The organism is Microbacterium sp. Soil_C_42 (assembly GCF_057656735.1).
On the sequence record NZ_JBDGJU010000013.1, the window covers coordinates 1 to 18,006 of the forward strand.

An 18,006-nucleotide genomic window follows, 5' to 3' on the forward strand; every position below is an offset into this window, starting at 1 on the left:
GAGAGCGCGGCCGCGGCGATGAAGCCCGCCGCGACCGAGGGCAGCCAGGCGAGCGCGGTCGCACCCGGGCGCAACATCGCGAGCAGTGCCGCGCCGGCGCCCAGCGCCGCGAGCACGCCCACGCCGTACCACGGGCGCCGGAGCTCCAGGATGCCGACCACCGCCGCCACCGCCAGCAGCACGACTGCGATGCCGATGAGCAGTGCGAGCTTGTCCGCCGTGCCGAAGAGGGCGATCGCGGCATCCTTCGCCCACGGCGGGGCGAGATCGATCAGCGTGCCGCCGACGACGGCGAAGGGGCTGGACGCGGGGGCGACCACGGCGGCGACCAGTTCGCCGAGACCCGCGCCGAGGACGACGGATGCCACGCCCGCGGCCGCGCCGGAGAGCGCCGGGGCTTTCGCGGCGACGAGGGTGGAGGCATCCGCCTCACGTGTCATAGCGGGAGCATACGTCCGATCCGCCCCGTGCGGACCAGGAGAACGGATCGGAAACACGAGCGCAACGACGGCCGCATTAGGCTCTTCGCATGGGTGATCTGTTCGACGGCTACGGCTCCACGCTCGCGCCGCGCAAGACGCCCTCGGGGGTACCCGCGTTCGACGAGATGTTCGGGGGCCCGGCCCACCCGGGTGCTCCGGCCGAGTCGCGCGAGGCCTATCGAGAGCTCTACCAGGCGCTCGCGCAGATGACCCAGGAGGAGCTGCGCGGCCGCACCGATTCCCTCGCGAGCTCGTACCTCGCGCAGGGGGTGACATTCGACTTCGCCGGCGAGGAACGGCCGTTCCCGCTCGACGCCGTGCCGCGCGTGATCACGTACGACGAGTGGTCGCGCATCGAGGCCGGCGTCAAGCAGCGCGTGCGCGCGCTCGAGGCGTTCCTCGACGACGCCTACGGGCACCAGTTCTGCGTGCGCGACGAGGTGCTGCCCGCCGGGCTCATCGCGAGTTCGCAGTACTTCTACCGTCAGGCCGCCGGCATCCACTCGGCCAACGGCGTGCGCATCCAGGTGTCGGGCATCGACCTGATCCGCGATGAGCACGGCGAGATGCGCGTGCTCGAAGACAACGTGCGTGTGCCCTCCGGTGTGAGCTACGTCATCTCGAACCGCCGGGTCATGGCCCAGACCCTGCCCGAGCTGTTCGTGTCGATGCGGGTGCGCCCCGTCGGCGACTACCCGAACAAGCTCCTCGCCGCGCTGCGCGCCTCCGCCCCTGCCGGCATCGAGGACCCGAACGTCGTCGTGCTCACCCCCGGCGTCTACAACTCCGCCTACTTCGAGCACACGCTGCTGGCCCGCCTCATGGGGGTCGAGCTCGTCGAGGGCCGCGACCTGCTGTGCATCGGCGGGAAGGTCTTTATGCGCACGACGCGTGGGCCCAAGCGCGTCGACGTCATCTACCGCCGCGTCGACGACGACTTCCTCGACCCGCTGCAGTTCCGCGCCGACTCGATGCTCGGGGCCCCCGGCCTCATGCTCGCGGCGCGCCTCGGCAACGTCACGATCGCCAACGCGGTGGGCAACGGCGTCGCCGACGACAAGCTGCTCTACACCTACGTGCCCGACCTCATCCGCTACTACCTGGCAGAGGAGCCCATCCTCAAGAACGTCGACACGTGGCGCCTCGAAGACCCGGGCGCCCTCGAAGAGGTGCTCGACCGCCTCGACGAGCTCGTCGTGAAGCCGGTCGACGGCTCCGGCGGCAAGGGCCTCGTCGTGGGACCCGATGCCTCGCCCGCCGAGCTCGAGAAGCTCCGCAAGAACCTGCTCGCCGACCCCCGCGGATGGATCGCGCAGCCCGTGGTCATGCTGTCGACGATCCCCACCCTCGTCGAGGACGGCATGCGTCCCCGTCACGCCGACCTCCGCCCGTTCGCGGTCAACGACGGCGAGGACGTGTGGGTGCTTCCGGGCGGCCTGACCCGCGTCGCGCTGCCCGAGGGACAGCTCGTCGTGAACTCGTCGCAGGGCGGCGGCTCCAAGGACACCTGGATCGTCGGCGGCTCCGCGCCGGGCCAGGTCGAGTACGGCCACGGACGAGGCGTCCCGGAGCTCGTCGCCGATCAGGCGGCGACCGTGACCGAGGCGATCCCGATCATCTACGACCCGCAGACCGAGCCCACGCACTCGCCGCACGACCGGCCCCGCTCGCGGGTCGAGCAGCAGGAGCAGCAGCAGCAGGCTGCCGAACTCCCGGTCGTCGAGCGAGCGAGGAACGAGCGAGACGAAACGCGCCGAGCCTCCGAGGAAACGTCATGCTGAGCCGTATCGCGGAGTCGCTGTTCTGGATCGGGCGCTACATCGAGCGCAGCGACGGCACCGCCCGCATCCTGGACGTGCACCTGCAGCTGCTCCTCGAGGACCCGTGGATCGACGAGGACACCGCCTGCCGGTCGCTCCTCAGCGTCATGGGCTCCGCCGTGCCCGATGGCGTGGACCAGGTACGCCGTGAGGACGTGCTCGCACGTCTCGCCGTCGACCGCATGAACCCGTCGAGCATCGCCTACGCGCTCACCGCCGCGCGCGAGAACGCGCGCCGCGCCCGCGAGATCGTCTCGAGCGAGCTGTGGGAGACGCTCAACACGACGAACGCCCGCATGCCTCGACGCCTGCAGAACGACCGCGTGCACGAGTTCTTCCAGTGGGTGCGCGAGCGCGCGGCGCTCGCCGTCGGCATCGTGGACTCGTCGACGAGCCGCGACGAGGCCTGGCAGTTCTTCACGCTGGGGCGCAGCATCGAGCGCACCGACATGACCGCGCGCCTGCTGGCGACGCGGTCGCTGACCGAGGCATCCGGTCCGTCGTGGACGACCATCCTGCGCTCGTGCGGCGCCTACGAGGCGTACCTCCGCACCTACCGCGGCATGCCGAGCGCGCGCAACGCGGCCGAGTTCCTGCTGCTCGACCGCCTCTTCCCGCGTTCGATCATCTACTCGATCCAGCGCGCCGAGGAGTGCATGAGCGCCATCGATCCCCGCGCCGATCGCGTGGGCCACTCCAACACCGTGCTGCGGGCGCTCGGCCAGATCCGCAACGACCTCGAGTACCGGCCGATCTCCGAGATCCTCGGCGAGCTGCCGACGCACATGGACCGCGTGCAGACGGTCACGCGCGAGGCATCCGAAGCCATCCGCGGCCGGTTCTTCCCGACGCAGGCCGAGCCCAGCTGGATCGGAGAGATCTCATGAAGCGCCTCCGGATCGAGCATCAGACCGGCTTCAGCTATCAGGGCGACGTGACCGCGTCGTACAACGAGGCGCGCATGCTGCCGGGTTCCACCGACAGCCAGTTCGTGCTCAACTCGTCGCTCGACATCGAGCCGTCGACCTCCGTCAACCAGTACGTCGACTACTTCGGCACACGGGTCGCGGCGTTCGACGTGCTGTCGCCCCACTCGTCGCTCACGATCACCGCGCGTTCGCTGGTCGAGGTGCGGCCGCGTCCGCTCGAGCACATCGACGTGACGTGGGAGGGCCTCGCCCGCGAGGCGGCCCGCTCGCTCGAGACCGTCGAGCAGATGTCGCAGACCCGACGCACCCGGCCGCACGAGGAGGTCGCCGAGCTCGCGCGGTCGATCGCCGCGCAGCACGACCACCCCGGCCGCGCCGCGCACGCGATCGCCGTCGCCATCGGCGACGCCGTCGAGTACATGCACGGCATCACCGGCGTGCACTCGACCGCGGCCGAGGCGTGGGAGGCGCGCAAGGGCGTCTGCCAGGACATGGCCCACATCGCCCTCGGCGCGCTCCGTGAGGTCGGCATCCCGGCGCGGTACGTGTCGGGCTACCTGCACCCGCGGCCGTCGGCCGAGGTCGGCGTCGCGGTCACGGGCGAGTCCCACGCGTGGATCGAGTGGTTCGCGGGGGAGTGGCAGGGGTTCGACCCCACCAACAACATCGAGATCGGCGACCGGCACGTGCTCGTCGGCCGGGGCCGCGACTACGGCGACGTGCCGCCGCTGCGCGGCGTCTACGCCGGCCCGTTCAAGAGCAACCTGCACGTCAAGGTCACGATCACGCGCGAGGTCTGACGTACCCGCGGGTGCGAAGACCCCGATCTCCGAGTCTCGCGTTGCGCAGGCGCGTCTCAGGCCGGAGGGTTGTCGGGGTCGAGTGTCTCGAGGGTGTCCTCTTCGACGGCGTTGTCGGCCTCGAGCTGGTCCTCGGTCGTCTCGTCGCCGCCCACCGGGCTGTCGCCGTGGGGCGTGTCGTCGTCGCGTCGCTGTTCGTCCATGTGCCACACGGTACGCGGAACGGATGCTGCGGCCCGGGGCCTTGACGAACGCCCCGTCGTCTGACGGACGTCGGCGGTGTCGCGGGGGTGGGCGAGGCATCCGTCCCCCGCGACCGATTGCGGGCTCTCACGGAAAGATCCTTGACGTGCCTTCGCGAAACGTGTCACCGTAGAGCGGTCTACAACATGTAGAGCGGTCTACGGATCGCTCCTCGATGGAGAGGATCGACGATGACGTTGTTCGAGAAGGACCCGAGAGAGCGCGGACGCCGCGCACGCCGGCGGACGGCAGCCCTGCTTCTGGGCGCGACACTCGTGGCCACCGGGGCGGTGGTCGCTGTGGCCGCACCGGCCGCGGCGGTGGACTGCTCCACCGTGCCGTGGATGGATGCCTCGAAGACCGCTGACGAGCGCGCCCAGGCCCTGCTCGACGCGAGCTCGCAGCACCAGAAGTACCGCTGGCTGGTGGAGCAGCCGGCCAACGATCCGGCACGCATGACGTGGAATCCCGGCTTCGCAGGTGAAGCGCCGGTCGTGTATCCCGCGCAGGTGCCCTGCACACCGGTCGTCGTCTACGCCAACGGGCCGGACGGCGTGTACCAATCCGCGGGAACCACCGCGTGGCCGGGGCCGATCGCGGTCGCGGCGACGTGGAACCTCGAACTCGGCGAGCAGAAGGCGGCGGCGCACGGCAGCGAGTCGTTCGACAAGCGCAGTGCTGTCGTCCTCGGACCCGGCATCGCGTCGGGCCGGACGCCGCTGTCCGGGCGGGGATCGGAGTACTTCGGCGAGGACCCCGTGCTCTCGGGTCTCATGGCGGCGGCGAATGTGCGCGGCCTCGAGGACGGCAATCCCGACAAGCCGGTGATCGCGAACCTCAAGCACTACGTCGCGAACGAGCAGGAGATCGCACGGCAGTCCAGCTCGTCCAACATCGACGAGCGCACGTTCAAGCAGATCTACGACCTGCCGTATGAGATCGCCGTCCGCAAGAGCGACCCCGGCAGCCTGATGTGCTCGTACAACCAGGTCAACGGCACCTGGGCGTGCGAGAACGAGATCCTGACGACGAGCCTGCGCGAGGACTACCCCTTCGAGGGCTACGTGATGAGCGACTTCGGATCGGTGCACTCGACCGCGCCGTCGCTGAACGCCGGTCTGGACCAGGAGCTGAACCGGCCGCGCTGGTTCACCCCCGCGCGTCTGGATGCCGCGCTCGCCGCCGGGCAGATCACGCAGGAGCGGATCGACGAGGCCGCCTTCCGGGTCGTGCGCTCGTACATCGATGGCGGTCTGTTCGACCACCCCGTGCCGGCGACGCCGGTCGCCAACGTCTCCACGGCGGAGCACAAGGCGCTCGCCCGCGAAATCGCCGAGCAGGGCACCGTACTGCTGAAGAACGACGGCGTGCTCCCGCTCACCGACGGGGACATCACCGTCGCCGTCATCGGGCAGACGGCGTCCAGCGTCCCCACCGGCGATGTCAGCGCGAAGACCGGCTGCGGCTGGGACTTCCCGTTCGGACCCGGCGGGCCGGTGCTCAACTGCAACGCGCTCGTCGATCCGCTGGCGGCCCTCACCGACCGCGTCACGCAGGCCGGCGGCGACGTCGTGTACGACAACGGCGCCGACCCGGCGCAGGCCGCGGCGGTGGCCGCCGCCGCCGACGTGGCCCTCGTCTTCGGGCACTACACGATGGGCGAGACCCAGGACCTGGCCGACCTCCGGCTCGACGGCAACGGCGACGCGCTGATCACGGCGGTGGCGGCATCCGCTCCCTCCACCGTGGCGGTGCTCAACGCGGGCTCCGCCGTGGAGATGCCGTGGATCGACGACGTCGACGCGGTGCTGCACGCCTGGCACTCGGGCGAGCAGTTCGGGCCGGCGCTCGCGGCCCTGGTGTACGGCGACGTGAACCCGTCGGGAAAGCTGCCGATGACGTTCCCCGCCTCGCTCCAGGACACGCCGACGGCGGGATCCGTGGCGCAGTACCCGGGCCTGCCCGACGGGCAGGGCATCCTGCAGGTCGACTACAGCGAAGGCCTCGAGGTGGGCTACCGGTGGTACGAGGCGGAGGGCATCGAGCCGCTGTTCGAGTTCGGGCACGGCCTGAGCTACACCGAGTTCGCGTACGACAAGGTGACCGTGACACCCAGATCGACCACGGGCGACAAGGAGATCCGGGTGCGGTTCAAGCTCACGAACACGGGCGAGGTCGCCGGCACCGAGGTGGCCCAGGTCTACCTCGAGCTGCCCGACGCCTCGGGCGAGCCGTCGAAGCGGCTGATCGCGTGGGAGCGCGTGACCCTCGAGCCGGGTGAGCACCGCAATGTCGAAGTGACCCTCTCGCCCGAGGATCTCGCCGACATGCACCTGCTCGAGTACTGGGACACCGCGGCGTCGGCCTGGACCACAGCCCCCGGCACCTACGCGGTGACGGTCGGCGGCTCGATGGACGCCGACGCCGAGGCGACCTTCTCGATCCGCTGATCATGGCGCCGGATGGGACGGTGGCGGCACCTGCCGTCCCATCCGGCGTCGGTGCCGTCGCCCTCGCCATTACCCTCATGTCATGACAGTCGATCGACATCGCGCGGCCACCATTGAAGACGTCGCCGTCGCGGCGGGTGTCTCGCGCGCTGCGGTGTCGAAGGTGCTGCGCAACGCCTACGGCGTGAGCGACGCGATGCGCGAGCGGGTCACCGCCGCGATGACCGAGCTGAACTACCGGCCGAGGATCGCCGCCCGCGCGATGCGGGGGCGCACGTACACCCTCGGCATCGAGCTGCCGGACCTGACCAACCACTTCTTCGCGCGGATCGTCCGCGGTGCGACCGGGGCCCTCGAGGGCACGCCCTACCAGCTCATCCTCGCGCCCGCCGAAGCAGGATCCCGCGAGGGGCTCCGCGCGCTCGAGGCTCTCGTCGATCGCCAGGTGGACGGCGTCATCGCGGTCTCGCCTCGCGTCGACGAAGCCGGGCTGGAGCGGATCTCGGCATCGGTTCCGGTGGTGATGTTCGGTCGCCACGACACGTCGGACCGCTACGACGTCGTCGCCGGCGATGACGTCAGGGGAGCGCAGGCCGCGATGCGGCACCTGCTGAGCCTCGGCCACACGCAGATCGCCCACCTCACGCTGCCCGAAGCCGACGAGGCCGAGCCGTTCCCGCACGGCGTGCGGTTGCGCGAGTATGCCGCGGCGATGGCCGCCGCGGGCCACGGTGACCGTGCCGTCGTCTGGCGCACCGACGAGGGCGAGGGGAACGCCTACGAGGCCGTGCGGCGCACGCTCGAGGCCGGCACTGCGGTCACCGCGGTGTTCGCGGCTCACGACGAGCTCGCGTTCGGGGCGATGCGCGCCGCCGCCGAGCTCGGGCGGCGCCTCTCCGTCGTCGGCTATGACGACGTGCCGATGGCGTCGCACCCCGCTCTCGGCCTCACCACCGTGCACCAGCCGGGCGAGGCCATGGGGGCGAGGGCCGTCGAGATGCTCCTGGAGCGCTTCGCCGGGCGGACGGAGCCGGTGCACGAGGGCTTCGAGATCGAGCTGAAGGTGCGGACGTCGACGTCGGCGCCCTGACCGGCGCGGCGCCTCCATCTCCCCGCCGGACGAAGGTCGCCGTTCCGCGCTGACGGCGCGCGGACCTCGACCGCACGACATGGCGACTCTTCGTCATGTCGTGCTCTCGCCAGCCTTCGCGGGACGAGCGCCCGTGGAGCGGGCGGCGGCATGCGGCTCAGACGTCCGACACGACCGCGTTGTCGAGCTCGTCCGGGTCGACGCCGGGCCGCTCCGCCCGGTTCGTCAGCAGCACCCACGCGACGCCCGCGGTGGGGTGCACCCAGAACTCGGTGCCCGCCCAGCCGGCGTGGCCGTACACGTCGCGGTCGATGAGACCCGGCGCGCGCGTGCGGAGGTTGAACGTGAAGCCCCAGTCCTGCCCGCGCTCGGCGGGATACGGCTCGAGGCGCGGGATGTCTGCGGTGAGCGGGCGGCGCATCATCGCCAGGGTCGCCGGCTGCACGACACCGCCGGCCTCGCCCTGCCCGATGCGCAGCAGCGCCGAGCCGAGCGCGAGGAGATCGCCCGCTGTGCCGACCATGCCCGCACCGGGGTTGCGGTGGCTGGCGAATCCGCGCATGTCCAGGCCGAGACGCTCGGCGTCGACGACCGTGTGGGGCTCGACGGCCGGGTCGAGCGTGAGCCCGGTCGCGCCGAGCGCGGTGGCCCACTCCGTGACGTCGGCATCCCACGTCCGCCCCGTGGTGTGACGAACGAGCTCGGCGATGCCGTCGAACGCCACCGTCGAGTAGCGCGAGGCGGTGCCGGCGGCGAAGTCGCGGCCGGGAGTGAGCAGCGCGGCGCGCAGCCCCTCCGCGGGGTCGAGCGTGGGTTCGGGGATGCCGGCCGTATGGCTCACGAGGTGGCGGAGGCGCACGACGTCGTAGCGGCCGGCTCCGAACTCGGCAAGCGCCGCGGTGAGCGGCGTCTCGGTGGTGAGCAGGCCGCGCTCGATCGCGCGTGCGGCGGTGAGGCCGGTGAGCACTTTGGTGATCGAGAACAGCCAGTAAGGATCCTCGATCTGTGCCGTTCGTCCGTCCGTCGCGCCGAACGCATCGAGCGCGACGACGCCGTCGGCGGTCGCGATGCCCAGGACCGCGCTGGGCAGGCGCCCCGCCGCCACGTGCCGTCGCGCCCAGTCGAACGCTGCCCCGTAGCCGCTCACGAGCGGGGATCGTACCGCTCAGGAGACACGGATGCCGCCACCACGCGTCGCAGATCCTCGAGGGTCGCGTCGGGGCCGAACCAGCCGTGCGCGCGCGCCTGCACGAGCACATTGCCGAGGGCTGTCGCCTCGACCGGGCCGGCGAGCACCGGCAGGCCCGACCGGTCGGCCGTCGCCTGGCACAGGAGCCGGTTGAGCGCGCCGCCGCCGACGATGTGGATCACGTCGATGTTCCGGCCCGAGAGCCGGGCCGCCGTCGCAAGCGCGTCCGCGAACGCCTGGGCGATGCTCTCGACGATCGTGCGGGCGAACGCCGCGCGGGTCGTCGGTACCGCTGCACCGCTCTCGCCGAGCACCGCCGCGATGCGCGCGGGCATGTCGCCGGGAGCCGACAGACGCGGGTCGTTGGCGTCGAACAGCGCGATGTCGCCGGAGACGGATGCCGCAGCATCCAGCAATTCCGGAAGATCGATCGCCGCGCCGTCCTCGGCCTCCCAGGTGCGCACGGCCTCGCTCAGCAGCCAGAGGCCGGTGACGTTGTGGAGGAAGCGCACGCGTCCGTCGACACCGCCCTCGTTCGTGAAGTTCGCTTTGCGGGCCGCGTCGCTCACGACGGGCTCGTCGAGCTCGACGCCGACCAGGCCCCACGTGCCGCACGAGATGTACGCGGCATCGGGGGTGCTGAGCGGCACCGCGACGACGGCCGAGGCGGTGTCGTGCGAGCCGACCGCGATCACCTCGAGCGCTGCGCCGACGCGCTCGCGCGCTTCGCCGTGCAGCGTGCCGAGGGGGGCGCCGGGATCGACGAGGGCGGGAAGCACGGATGCCGGAATCCCCAGCTTCGCGGCGAGTTCGAGGTCCCACGCGCCGGTGTTCACGTCGACCAGCCCGGTCGTGGACGCGTTGGTGCGCTCGGCGACGCGCGCACCGGTCAGCAGGAACGCGACGAGATCGGGAATCAGCAGCGCAGAGCTCGCGTCCTGCAGCGCCGACTCGACGACGTACTGGTACAGCGTGTTGAAGGGCAGGAACTGCAGCCCGTTGCGGCGGTAGAGCTCGTCGAACGGCACCCGTGCGTGCACCATCTCGACGCCGCGCGCGGTGCGCTCATCGCGATAGTGGAACGGCTCGCCGAGCAGCTCCTCGCCGTTCACCAGGCCGTAGTCGACGGCCCACGAGTCGATGCCGATGCTGGCGATGCCGCTCTCGCGACGCAGCGCCTCGGCGAGGCCGTCGACGATGTGGCGGTACAGCGCCGAGAAGTCCCAGTGCAGCGAATCGTCGGCCCCGGGCACCGGACCGTTCGGGAAGCGCGAGACCTGCTCGAGCCGCAGCATCCCGTCGTCCACGTAGCCGAGCATCACGCGTCCGCTGGTCGCGCCGAGGTCGACGGCGGCGACGACGCCGCCACGCGGGTGCGCGGCGGCGTCGGTCGAGATCGAATCCGTCATCGCAGGAAGGCGGCGGCGACGCCGGAGTCGACGGGGATGTGCAGGCCGGTGGTGCGGCTGAGCTCGGGGCCGGTGAGGACGTAGACCGCGTCGGCGACGTTCTCGGGCACGACCTCGCGCTTGAGGATCGTGCGGTTGGCGTAGAACTGACCGAGGTCCTCTTCCTTGACACCGTAGGTGGCGGCGCGGTTGGCGCCCCAGCCGGCGGCGAAGATGCCAGAGCCGCGCACGACGCCGTCGGGGTTGATGCCGTTCACGCGCACGCCGTGCTCGCCGAGCTCGACCGCGAGCAGGCGCACCTGGTGCGCCTGGTCGGCCTTGGTCGCCGAGTACGCGATGTTGTTCGGGCCGGCGAAGACGGAGTTCTTCGACGAGATGTAGATGACGTCGCCGCCGAGCTTCTGCTCGATGAGGATCTTCGCCGCCGCCTTCGACACGAGGAACGAGCCCTTGGCCATGACGTCGTGCTGCAGGTCCCAGTCCTTCTCGGTGGTCTCCAGCAGCGGCTTCGACAGCGACAGCCCGGCGTTGTTGACGACGAGGTCCACGCCGCCGAATGCGAGCACGGCGGCGTCGAACGCGGCCTGGATCTGGTCGGCGTCGGCGACGTTCGCGGCGACGCCGATGGCGACATCCGTGTTGCCGAGCTCGGCGGCGGCGGCCTGCGCCTTCTCGAGGTCGAGGTCGGCGACGACGACGCAGGCGCCCTCGGCGGCGAGACGGACCGCGATGGCCTTGCCGATGCCGGATGCCGCACCCGTGACGAGCGCGATACGGCCCTGGTGGGTCTTGGGCTTGGGCATGCGCTGCAGCTTCGCCTCTTCGAGGGCCCAGTACTCGATGCGGAACTTCTCCGCGTCGGAGATGGGGGCGTAGGTCGAGAGGGCCTCGGCGCCGCGCATCACGTTGATCGCGTTGACGTAGAACTCGCCGGCGACGCGCGCGGTCTGCTTGTTCGCGCCGTACGAGAACATGCCGACGCCGGGGATGAGGACGATGAGCGGGTCGGCGCCGCGGATCGCCGGGGACTCGGCCGTCGCGTGCGCGTCGTAGTAGGCCTGGTAGTCGGCGCGGTACTCCTCGTGCAGCTCCTTCAGGCGCGCGATGCTCTCGTCGGCCGAGGCGTCGGCCGGCAGGTCGAGGATGAGCGGCTTGACCTTGGTGCGCAGGAAGTGGTCGGGGCAGCTGGTACCGAGCGCGGCGAGCTCGGGAGCGCGCTCGGACGCGAGGAAGTCGGTGACGACGGCAGCGTCGGTGAAGTGACCGACCATGGGCTTGTCGGTCGACGCGAGACCGCGGATCGTCGCGGCAAGCGCGGCGGCCTTGGCGCGGCGCTCGGTCTCGGGGAGGGCCTCGAAGCCGGCGCGGACGCCGCCGAACGGGTCGGCCTTGCCGTTGGCGTCGATGTACGCCTGCGCGGTCTCGATGATCCACAGCGAGTTGGCTTCGGCCTCGTCCGACGTGTCGCCCCACGCGGTGATGCCGTGGCCGCCGAGGATCGTGCCGATGGCCTGCGGGTTCTGCTCCTTGATGGCCGCGATGTCCAGACCCAGCTGGAAGCCCGGGCGACGCCACGGCACCCACACGACCTTGTCGCCGAAGATCTTCGCGGTCAGCTCCTCGCCGTCCGCGGCGGTCGCGATCGCGATGCCCGAGTCGGGGTGCAGGTGGTCGACGTGCGCCGCGTCGACGAGGCCGTGCATCGCGGTGTCGATCGACGGCGCCGCGCCGCCCTTGCCGTGCAGGCAGTAGTCGAACGCGGCGACCATCTCGTCCTCGCGGTCGACGCCGGGGTAGACGTCGACGAGGGCGCGCATGCGGTCCAGGCGCAGCACTGCGAGGCCGGACTCCTTGAGCGTGCCGAGGTCGCCGCCCGAGCCCTTGACCCACAGCAGCTCGACGGGCTCACCGGTGACCGGATCGGTCTCGGTGCCCTTCGCCGACGTGTTGCCGCCGGCGTAGTTCGTGTTCTTCGGGTCCGCGCCGAGGCGGTTCGACCGCGTGATCAGGTCGGTGACGGCCGGGTTGGTCATTTCGTGTCCTTCGAGTTCTTGCTGCTCCGCAGTCGGTTTGTGCGGTTCGCGGGCGGGTTGAATTGGCAGAAGCTGACTGCGGAACAGGGGTGGCTAGAGGTGGGCGGGAATCGAAGCGGGGAGGGCGGCGAGGCGGGTTGCGAAGCGCCCGATGGTGACGGATGCTGCGGCCTCGTGCGGCCGGTTCAGATGGCCGTGCTCGGTGCCGGGCTCGGTTACGACGTCGACCGTGCGGCCGGCGGCGCGCAGAGAGGCGGCGAACGCCTCGCCCGAGACGCGGAGCTCGTCGACGTCGCCGTTGACGATGAGGGCGGGCGGGAACTGCACGAGGTCGACGGGGCGGGCGAGGCCAGGGATCGCGCCGAGCGGGGCGCGCTCGAGGGGGCCGCCGAGGTAGTTCTCGTACATGGCGCGCACCACGTCGGCGCCGAAGCGGTCGGCCCCGGGCTGCGCGTCGAGCGCGGCCCGCAGCGCGGCGTAGGGCGCCGGCTGCACGGCCAGCAGTGTCGGGTACGCGAGCAGCACGAGCGCGGGGAGCGCCGCGCGCCGTTCGATGAGGCGCAGCGTCGCACCTGCGGCGAGGTTGCCGCCGGCGCTCGTGCCGCCGATGGCGATGCGCTCGCGATCGACACGCAGGCGGCCGGCATTGTCGGCGAGCCACGACCACGCCGTGAGGATGTCATCGGATGCCGCGGGGTAATGGTGTCCGCCGGGCGGCCGGCCCGCAGCATCCGTCGTCCATCCGTTGGGAACCGGTGCGAGGCGGTAGTCGACCGACACGACCGTCGTGCCCCGCGCGGCGAGCTGAGACGCCACCCAATCGGACTCGGGCATGTCGAGGTCGCCGAAGGCGAAGCCGCCGCCGTGCGCCCACACGAGTCCGGTGCCGTTCGGCTCTCGCGCGGGGTACACGCGCACGAGTCCGTCGGCGGCGGAGTAGGGCTCGCTCATGTCGGTCCTTCACATCGTTGCTCCGCAGTCACTTTCTGCGGCTTCGGATCAGGCGACTCCGCAGTTTCTGACTGCGGAGCTGCCGACCTGGTGGTGCACCGGGGGCGCGGGGATCGGCATCCCACGCCCCCGGTGGGTCTCAGGGGACGGGGTCAGGCGCCCCAGCCGGCCTGCGTGCCGCCGACGCGGTCCGCGGCGATCTTCTGCTGGTAGCCGGATGCCGCGTACGCGGCCATCGGGTCGGCCGCCAGTCCGCGCGACTCGCGCCACTCGGCGAGCGCCGGGCGCACGTCGGTGTAGAAGGCGTCCATGAAGACGGCGTTCGCGGCGAGCACGTCGTTCGCCTGCTGCGCGGCGGCCAGGGCGTCGCGGTCGACGAGGAGGGCGCGGGCGGTCATCTCCTGGACGTTGAGCACCGAGCGGATCTGCCCGGGGATCTTGTCCTCGACGTTGTGGCACTGGTCGAGCATGAACGCCACGTCGGGGTTGTTGAGGCCCCCGCCGCGCACCACCTCGAAGATGATGCGGAACAGCTGGAACGGGTCGGCCGCGCCCACGATGAGGTCGTCGTCGGCGTAGAAGCGCGAGTTGAAGTCGAACGAGCCGAGCTTGCCGAGGCGCAGCAGCTGCATGACGATGAACTCGATGTTGGTGCCCGGGGCGTGGTGGCCGGTGTCGAGGCAGACCATCGCCTTGTCGCCGAGCGAGGAGACCTGGGCGTAGGAGGTGCCCCAGTCGGGAACGTCGGTGTGGTAGAACGCCGGCTCGAAGAACTTGTACTCGAGCACGAGGCGCTGCTCGTCCGAGAGGCGGTCGTAGATCTTCTGCAGCGAGTCCTGCAGGCGGTCCTGGCGGGCGCGGATGTCGGCCTGCCCCGGGTAGTTCGAGCCCTCGGCGAGCCAGATCTTGAGGTCGCGCGAGCCGGTCGCATCCATGATGTCGATGCACTCGAGGTGGTGGTCGATCGCCTTGTTCCGGATGCGGTCGTCGTGGTGCGTGAGCGCCCCGAACTTGTAGTCCTCGTCCTGGAAGGTGTTCGAGTTGATGGTGCCGAGCTCGACGCCGAGGTCCTCCGCGTGGCGGCGGAGGTCCGAGTAGTCGTCGACCTTGTCCCACGGGATGTGCAGGGCCACGCTCGGCGCGAGCTTCGTGTAGGCGTTGACCTGCGCGGCGTCCGCGATCTTCTCGTACGGGTTGCGGGGCGTCCCGGGCGTCGTGAACACGCGGAAGCGCGTGCCGGAGTTGCCGAACGCCCAGCTGGGCAGCTCGATGCCCTGGCCTTCGAGTGCGGACAGGATGTCGGGTGACAGCGTCGTCATGATGCGGTGCCTTCTTCGGTGGTGTCGGTCGCCGCGCCCCGGGCGGCGGCGAGTTGGTCGTGCAGGTTGAAGAGCTCGGTGAGCGGGGTGGCGGCCTGGTCGGGCCGGCCCTCGAGGCCGACGAAGAAACGGCCCATCTCGGCCTCCCAGCGCGCGGCGACCTCGGAACCGGCGAGGTAGGCCTGTGCGGCCTCGTCGTCATCGGTCTCGTAGTAGCCGACCAGGCGCCCGCCTTCGCCCAGGAAGAGCGAGTAGTTGCGGCGGCCCGAGGCGGCGATCTCGGCGAGCATCTCGGGCCACACCGGCGTGTGGCGGGCGATGTACTCGTCCAGCAGCTCGGGTCGCACCGTCAGCTGGAAGCAGACGCGCTTCGTCGCGGTCGCGCTGGTCATGGGTCGGACGCCTCTCGGGTGGCCGGCGATGTCGGCTGCGACACCACCGGTGCGATGAATCGTTTCAAAGATAAACGGCGAGCACGCTTTCCGCAAGCGGGAGAGCGTTTTCCGTTGAATCGTACGACGCGGGCCGCGGTGTGTCGATAGCGTGAGAGCCGATTCGACGCGAGGGAGCACGGATGGAGCATCAGGAGCGGGCGCTGGCCGCCTACGTGGAGACGGTGCGGGAGCAGCCGGGGGCACTGGGAGTGGTGCTCGTCGGATCGGTCGCCCAGGGCAGGGAACGCGAGGACTCCGACGTCGACGTGTACCTCGTCGTCGACGACGAGCGCTTCGCCGCCGAGACCGCGCAGGGCCGGTTCGCGTGGATCGAGCGGAAGGAGCTCGACTACCCGGGCTCGTACATCGACATCAAGCTCGTCAGCCCGTCGTACCTCGCCACGGCGGTCGACAGAGCCGACGACCCGACGCGCGCGTCGTTCATCGGCGCCCGGATCGCATGGAGCGTGCTGCCCGGGCTCGACGAGACGATCGCCCGCATCGTGGAGCTGCCCGACCACGTGTGGGACGACCGCGTGCGCTCCTTCGTTGCGCAGGCGCACCTGTACGGCGGCTACTTCCTGCGCCAGGCCGTCGATCGTGGCGACGGATTCCTCCGCCGCCACGCCGGACTGCACCTCGCCCTGGCCGCCGCACGCGCGGCGCTGGCGGCGAACCGAGTGATGCTTCCCGGCCCGAAGTACGTCTCGAAGCTGGTCAACGCCGTTTCGACGCCCGACGGCTTCGTCGAGGCATGGAGTCAGGTCGTCGACGAGCCGGGGATCGATGCCGCGGGCGAGCTGATGCGCATCCTCGACGAGTGGGTCGGGGACGGCCTCACCCCCGACGAGGCGCTGTCGACGTTCATCCGCGACAACGAACTCGCCTGGCTCCGGGGGAGCGTCCCCGCGGAGTTCTGGTGAAGCCACCGCCCATCACCCCTTGACCGCTCCGCTGGTCATGCCCGCGACGATCTGCCGGTTGAAGAAGATGTACATGATCAGCGGCGGGATGGTCGTGAGCAGGATGTACATGAACAGCAGGTTGAACTGGCTCACGGTCTGGCTCTGGAAGTTGTACAGGCCGAGCTGCACCGTGGGGTAGTCGTTGCCGGGCAGGAAGTACAGCGGGTTCTGGAAGTCGCTGAAGACGAAGACCGCCTGGACCACGATCACGGTGACGATGACCGGCTTGAGCAGCGGGAGCACGACCGCGAAGAACAGCCGCATGGGTCCCGCACCGTCGATGATGGCGGCCTCGTCCAGCTCCTTGGGGATCGTGGCGACGAACGCGCGGAACAGCAGGACGCAGAACGCCAGTCCGAACGTGGCCTCGATCAGGATCATGCCCGGGATGGTCTTGAACAGCCCGACCCCCTGGAGCACCCAGATCGTGGGCACGACGGCCGGCGGCACGATGAGCGCGGCGAGCACCATGAAGTTGATGACCGGGTTCCACCGGGAGCGCTTGCGCTGCAGCACGTAGCCGACCATTGCGGCGAACACCACCATGATGGCGCAGCTGAAGACGGTGATGATCGTGGTCCAGAGGAAGGCCCACAGCACCTGGTAGTCGTTCTTCTGCAGCACCTCCACGAGGTTGTCCCAGAACAGCCACTCCGTCGGCAGGCTGAACTCGACGAGTCCGGCTTCCTGCGAGGTCTTCGAGGACTGCAGGAAGACGAACACGAACGGCAGGATGAAGACCACGACCGACACGACGATCGCGATGATCCCGACGAGGTACTTGCGAATCCAGCGGCGCGCCGTCATCGGGCGGCGGTCCTCCTTGGGGCGGCGGCCGCCGCGGAGCTTGCGGGCGTCGGCGGTGGTGATTCTCTCGGTGACGGTCACAGCTCCGCCTCCCTTCGGTTGAGGAGCCAGGAAACCGGCACCATGACGGCGGTGACCACCAGGAAGAGGATGACGTTGCCTGCGGTGGACAGGCCGAAGAAGCCGGCCTGGTACTGCTTGTAGATGACCGACGCGATCACGTCGCTCGAGAAGCCGGGGCCGCCCTTGGTCATCGCCCAGATCATGGCGAACTCGCGGAGGCCGCCGATGAGGGACAGGATGATCACGGTCGCGGTCGCGGGGCGGACCAGCGGCAGGGTGATGTTGCGGAAGATCGACCACGCCCCGGCGCCGTCCATGCGGGCGGCCTCGAAATACTCATGCGGGATGGCGACGATGCCGGCCATGAAGATGAGGGTGGCGATGCCGACGCCCTTCCAGATGTCGACACCGGCGACCGTGAGCAGTGCCAGGTTCGGGTCGGTGTACCAGCCGGGCTCGGGCAGGTTGAAGAAGCCGAGGATGTTGTTGACGACGCCGTGGAACGGGTCGAGCAGGGCCTTGAAGGTGAGGCCGACGCCGATCGTCGAGACCAGCACCGGGAAGAACACCACGGCGCGCAGATAGCCGCGGCCGAGGATCGGGCCGGTCAGCAGCAGCGCCAGCGCGAGGCCCAGCACGACCTTCGCGGCCGAGGTGACGAAGCCGTAGATGAAGGTGTTGATGAAGCCCTGAACCAGCTGGGGCTCCTGGAAGAACTGCACGAAGTTGTCGAAGCCGATGAACTGGACGTCGAACAGCGTCCAGCGCGTCAGCGAGAAGTAGAAGGACGCGAACGTGGGCACCGCGAAGAACACGATGAACAGCACGGCGGCGGGAATGTAGAACCAGGTCGGGTACGGGCTGCGGATGCCCTTGCGCTTCGGCTCGGTCTTGCCCGATCGGGTGGCGGGCGGTGCCGCGCCGGTCGGTGCTACTGCGGTCGTCATTTGATCACTCCTTTGTGAAGAGGGGCCGGCGGCGTGCCGCCGCCGGCCCCTGTGTTACCTGATCTCAGCGGATCC

At 70.3% G+C, this 18,006-nt stretch carries 15 protein-coding genes and 1 pseudogene; 6 read left to right on the forward strand and 10 right to left on the reverse strand.

The genetic code is table 11. The annotated features are described in order from the left end of the window. A pseudogene (locus AC3A46_RS09885) lies at positions 1 to 440 on the reverse strand (molybdopterin-dependent oxidoreductase); the annotation flags it as partial. An 89-nt stretch (positions 441 to 529) separates the two neighbouring features. Here AC3A46_RS09885 and AC3A46_RS09890 point away from each other — a divergent pair. From AC3A46_RS09890 to AC3A46_RS09900, 3 genes are read left to right on the forward strand one after another with little or no spacing between them, the layout of a single operon-like run. Beyond that, on the forward strand, positions 530 to 2,263 hold the full coding sequence (locus tag AC3A46_RS09890; protein WP_487665029.1) for a circularly permuted type 2 ATP-grasp protein: 1,734 nt from the start codon (positions 530 to 532) through the stop codon (positions 2,261 to 2,263). Continuing rightward, positions 2,257 to 3,189 (forward strand): alpha-E domain-containing protein, encoded by a 933-nt coding sequence (locus AC3A46_RS09895; protein WP_056371856.1) that lies wholly within the window; start codon positions 2,257 to 2,259, stop codon positions 3,187 to 3,189. The genes AC3A46_RS09890 and AC3A46_RS09895 overlap by 7 nt, the downstream gene beginning before the upstream one ends. Further along, positions 3,186 to 4,031 carry a transglutaminase family protein gene (locus AC3A46_RS09900; protein WP_056371854.1) on the forward strand — a complete coding sequence of 282 codons (846 nt, stop codon included), beginning with the start codon at positions 3,186 to 3,188 and terminating at the stop codon, positions 4,029 to 4,031. Before AC3A46_RS09895 ends, AC3A46_RS09900 begins: the two co-directional genes overlap by 4 nt. Before the next feature lie 56 nt (positions 4,032 to 4,087). Here AC3A46_RS09900 and AC3A46_RS09905 read toward each other — a convergent pair whose 3' ends face one another. Next, the gene (locus AC3A46_RS09905; protein WP_487665030.1) at positions 4,088 to 4,234 is read right to left on the reverse strand and encodes a hypothetical protein; all 147 of its coding nucleotides are present in this window, start codon (positions 4,232 to 4,234) and stop codon (positions 4,088 to 4,090) included. A 231-nt stretch (positions 4,235 to 4,465) separates the two neighbouring features. On the opposite strand from AC3A46_RS09905, the gene AC3A46_RS09910 reads away from it, so the two are divergent. After that, positions 4,466 to 6,724 carry a beta-glucosidase gene (locus tag AC3A46_RS09910; RefSeq protein WP_487665031.1) on the forward strand — a complete coding sequence of 753 codons (2,259 nt, stop codon included), beginning with the start codon at positions 4,466 to 4,468 and terminating at the stop codon, positions 6,722 to 6,724. An 82-nt stretch (positions 6,725 to 6,806) separates the two neighbouring features. Beyond that, positions 6,807 to 7,814 carry a LacI family DNA-binding transcriptional regulator gene (locus AC3A46_RS09915; protein ID WP_487665032.1) on the forward strand — a complete coding sequence of 336 codons (1,008 nt, stop codon included), beginning with the start codon at positions 6,807 to 6,809 and terminating at the stop codon, positions 7,812 to 7,814. A gap of 157 nt (positions 7,815 to 7,971) precedes the next feature. Here AC3A46_RS09915 and AC3A46_RS09920 read toward each other — a convergent pair whose 3' ends face one another. From AC3A46_RS09920 to AC3A46_RS09945, 6 genes are all read right to left on the reverse strand, one after another. After that, a complete protein-coding gene (locus AC3A46_RS09920) occupies positions 7,972 to 8,961 on the reverse strand; it encodes a serine hydrolase domain-containing protein (protein WP_487665033.1) in 990 nt (329 codons plus the stop codon). After that, positions 8,958 to 10,412, reverse strand: coding sequence for a rhamnulokinase (locus AC3A46_RS09925; RefSeq protein WP_487665034.1), 1,455 nt, complete (start codon positions 10,410 to 10,412; stop codon positions 8,958 to 8,960). The genes AC3A46_RS09920 and AC3A46_RS09925 overlap by 4 nt, the downstream gene beginning before the upstream one ends. Further along, positions 10,409 to 12,445: a bifunctional aldolase/short-chain dehydrogenase gene (locus AC3A46_RS09930; RefSeq protein WP_487665035.1), complete on the reverse strand. Its 2,037-nt coding sequence runs from the start codon at positions 12,443 to 12,445 to the stop codon at positions 10,409 to 10,411. The genes AC3A46_RS09925 and AC3A46_RS09930 overlap by 4 nt, the downstream gene beginning before the upstream one ends. Before the next feature lie 93 nt (positions 12,446 to 12,538). After that, complete coding sequence (locus AC3A46_RS09935; protein ID WP_487665036.1) at positions 12,539 to 13,396, reverse strand: alpha/beta hydrolase fold domain-containing protein; 858 nt, start codon at positions 13,394 to 13,396, stop codon at positions 12,539 to 12,541. Positions 13,397 to 13,548: 152 nt separating this feature from the next. Beyond that, positions 13,549 to 14,715, reverse strand: a complete 1,167-nt coding sequence (gene rhaI / locus AC3A46_RS09940) for an L-rhamnose isomerase (RefSeq protein ID WP_487665037.1) — start codon at positions 14,713 to 14,715, stop codon at positions 13,549 to 13,551. Continuing rightward, positions 14,712 to 15,107, reverse strand: a complete 396-nt coding sequence (locus tag AC3A46_RS09945) for an L-rhamnose mutarotase (RefSeq protein WP_487665038.1) — start codon at positions 15,105 to 15,107, stop codon at positions 14,712 to 14,714. The genes rhaI and AC3A46_RS09945 overlap by 4 nt, the downstream gene beginning before the upstream one ends. 182 nt (positions 15,108 to 15,289) lie before the next feature. On the opposite strand from AC3A46_RS09945, the gene AC3A46_RS09950 reads away from it, so the two are divergent. Next, entirely contained in the window at positions 15,290 to 16,072 is a 783-nt protein-coding gene (locus AC3A46_RS09950; RefSeq protein ID WP_487665039.1) for a nucleotidyltransferase domain-containing protein, read from the forward strand. Positions 16,073 to 16,084: 12 nt separating this feature from the next. On the opposite strand, the gene AC3A46_RS09955 is transcribed toward AC3A46_RS09950, so the two are convergent. Both AC3A46_RS09955 and AC3A46_RS09960 read right to left on the reverse strand, forming a co-directional pair. Then, positions 16,085 to 16,921: a carbohydrate ABC transporter permease gene (locus AC3A46_RS09955; protein WP_487665099.1), complete on the reverse strand. Its 837-nt coding sequence runs from the start codon at positions 16,919 to 16,921 to the stop codon at positions 16,085 to 16,087. Between the two features lie 77 nt (positions 16,922 to 16,998). After that, positions 16,999 to 17,931 carry a carbohydrate ABC transporter permease gene (locus tag AC3A46_RS09960; RefSeq protein WP_487665040.1) on the reverse strand — a complete coding sequence of 311 codons (933 nt, stop codon included), beginning with the start codon at positions 17,929 to 17,931 and terminating at the stop codon, positions 16,999 to 17,001. Positions 17,932 to 18,006 lie beyond the last annotated feature (75 nt).

Excerpts from the sequence above, each read along its gene's own strand:
- AC3A46_RS09890 (WP_487665029.1), top strand. The coding sequence starts at position 530 with ATGGGTGATCTGTTCGACGGCTACGGCTCCACGCTCGCGCCGCGCAAG.
- AC3A46_RS09895 (WP_056371856.1), top strand. The coding sequence starts at position 2,257 with ATGCTGAGCCGTATCGCGGAGTCGCTGTTCTGGATCGGGCGCTACATC.
- AC3A46_RS09900 (WP_056371854.1), top strand. The coding sequence starts at position 3,186 with ATGAAGCGCCTCCGGATCGAGCATCAGACCGGCTTCAGCTATCAGGGC.
- AC3A46_RS09905 (WP_487665030.1), bottom strand. The coding sequence starts at position 4,234 with ATGGACGAACAGCGACGCGACGACGACACGCCCCACGGCGACAGCCCG.
- AC3A46_RS09910 (WP_487665031.1), top strand. The coding sequence starts at position 4,466 with ATGACGTTGTTCGAGAAGGACCCGAGAGAGCGCGGACGCCGCGCACGC.
- AC3A46_RS09915 (WP_487665032.1), top strand. The coding sequence starts at position 6,807 with ATGACAGTCGATCGACATCGCGCGGCCACCATTGAAGACGTCGCCGTC.
- AC3A46_RS09925 (WP_487665034.1), bottom strand. The coding sequence starts at position 10,412 with ATGACGGATTCGATCTCGACCGACGCCGCCGCGCACCCGCGTGGCGGC.
- AC3A46_RS09930 (WP_487665035.1), bottom strand. The coding sequence starts at position 12,445 with ATGACCAACCCGGCCGTCACCGACCTGATCACGCGGTCGAACCGCCTC.
- AC3A46_RS09935 (WP_487665036.1), bottom strand. The coding sequence starts at position 13,396 with ATGAGCGAGCCCTACTCCGCCGCCGACGGACTCGTGCGCGTGTACCCC.
- rhaI (WP_487665037.1), bottom strand. The coding sequence starts at position 14,715 with ATGACGACGCTGTCACCCGACATCCTGTCCGCACTCGAAGGCCAGGGC.
- AC3A46_RS09945 (WP_487665038.1), bottom strand. The coding sequence starts at position 15,107 with ATGACCAGCGCGACCGCGACGAAGCGCGTCTGCTTCCAGCTGACGGTG.
- AC3A46_RS09950 (WP_487665039.1), top strand. The coding sequence starts at position 15,290 with ATGGAGCATCAGGAGCGGGCGCTGGCCGCCTACGTGGAGACGGTGCGG.
- AC3A46_RS09955 (WP_487665099.1), bottom strand. The coding sequence starts at position 16,921 with ATGACGGCGCGCCGCTGGATTCGCAAGTACCTCGTCGGGATCATCGCG.
- AC3A46_RS09960 (WP_487665040.1), bottom strand. The coding sequence starts at position 17,931 with ATGACGACCGCAGTAGCACCGACCGGCGCGGCACCGCCCGCCACCCGA.